Here is a 1,767-nt window from a genome sequence, read left to right on the forward strand (position 1 = left end):
CCGGTAGCCGATCCCGGTCGGGCCGAAGGCGGTCGCGTCGGCATTCCCGGCGACACGCTGCGCCAGCGTCCCGACATCCGCTCGGCGGAGCGCGCGCTGGCCGCCGCCACCGCGCGGATCGGGGTGGCCAAGGCGCAGCTCTATCCTGCGCTCGCGATCACCGGCAACATCAACACCAACGCCACCTCGATCGGCAATATCGGCGATGCGATCACCGGCGGGCTGTTCGCGGGGCTGACCCAGGCGATCTTCAACGGCGGCCGGCTGCGCAGCCAGGTGCGGACCAGCGAGGCCGCCGCCGATGGTGCGCTCGCCTTCTACAAGTCGACCGTGCTGACCGCGCTCGAGGATGTCGAGAATGCGGTTGTCGCGCTCCAGACCGCACAGGAACGCGAGCGCCAGTTCGCCATCGCGCTCGATGCCGCGAACAACTCCGCGATCCTCAGCCGCAGCCAGTATCGCACCGGGCTGACCGACTTCACCACGCTCAACCAGCAGGAGGTCGCCCTGCTGTCCGCGCGCAACGGCGCGACCCAGGCGCGCGCCGACGCCGCGACCGCACTGGTCGCGCTCTATGCCGCGCTTGGCGGCGGCTGGGACGCGACCGTGATCCCGCAAGCGCCCATCTCCAGTCCAGAGGCACGCTGATGGCCGACGCATCGATCGACGACTTTCTGGGCGTGAGGCCGCAGGCCCCCTGGAAACGCTACATCAAATGGGTCGCGATCGCGGTCGGCGTCGTGCTGCTCTGCCTGCTGCTCGCCAAATGCTTCGGCGCGAAGGAGCAGACGCAATATTCGACCCAGGCGGCCGAGCGCGGCAACCTGACCGTGACGGTGTCCGCGACGGGCAAGCTCGCGCCGACCAACCAGGTGACGGTCGGGTCGCAGCTGTCGGGGCTGGTCACCAAGGTGGTCGCCGACGTCAACGACCGCGTCGTCGCGGGCCAGCCGCTCGCGCTGATCGATCCCGAACAGCTCGACGACCAGATCCGCCAGGGCAATGCACAGCTCGCCGCCAACCAGGCGCAGGTGAACCAGGCGCAGGCGACCGTCGCCGAATCGCGCGCACAGCTCAACCGGCTCGAGGAGGTCGCGCGGCTGTCGGGCGGGCGCGTGCCGTCCAAGACCGAGCTTCAGGCCGGCCGCGCCGACTATCAGCGTGCACTCGCCGCGCAGAAGGTCGCCGAGGCCAATGTCGTCGCCAGCCGCGCCGCACTCGCGCAGAGCCAGACGCAGCGCGCGCGCGCGATCATCCGCTCGCCGGTGACCGGCGTCGTGCTCGCGCGGCAGATCGATCCCGGCCAGACCGTCGCGTCGTCGTTCAACACGCCGACGCTGTTCGTGATCGCCGAGGACCTGACCAAGATGAAGCTCGAGGTTGCGATCGACGAGGCGGACGTCGGCGAGGTCAAGATCGGCCAGCGCGCCAACTTCACCGTCGACGCCTTTCCCGGCAAGACCTTCCCCGCGACGATCACGCGTGTCGATCTCGGCTCGAACCTGACGGTCAGCTCGGCGACGTCGTCGAGTTCGAGCACCAGCACGACGACCACCACCGGCCAGGTCGTGTCCTATGCCGCAGACCTGACCGTGGCCAATCCGTCGCTCACGCTGCGCCCGGGGATGACCGCGACCGCCGATATCGTCACCTCGGACAAGCAGCGCGTGCTGCTCGTCCCGAACGCCGCATTGCGGTTCAAGCCGACCGCCGCGTCGGGCGATGCGGGCGGCGGCATTGCCGGGTCACTGACCTTCAGGCCGCGGC

The 1,767-nt window shown here is 69.8% G+C and carries 2 protein-coding genes; both read left to right on the forward strand.

The window, feature by feature from the left end; all coding sequences use genetic code 11:
* Positions 1-648: TolC family protein (locus NI18_RS19290; RefSeq protein ID WP_198527074.1), on the forward strand; the 648-nt coding region annotated here is incomplete at its 5' end.
* The coding region (locus NI18_RS19295) for an efflux RND transporter periplasmic adaptor subunit (RefSeq protein WP_037532455.1) at positions 648-1,767 on the forward strand (1,120 nt) is incomplete at its 3' end. The genes NI18_RS19290 and NI18_RS19295, both read left to right, overlap by 1 nt.

The organism is Sphingomonas sp. Ant20, assembly GCF_000783375.1.
GTDB lineage: Bacteria > Pseudomonadota > Alphaproteobacteria > Sphingomonadales > Sphingomonadaceae > Sphingomonas > Sphingomonas aerolata.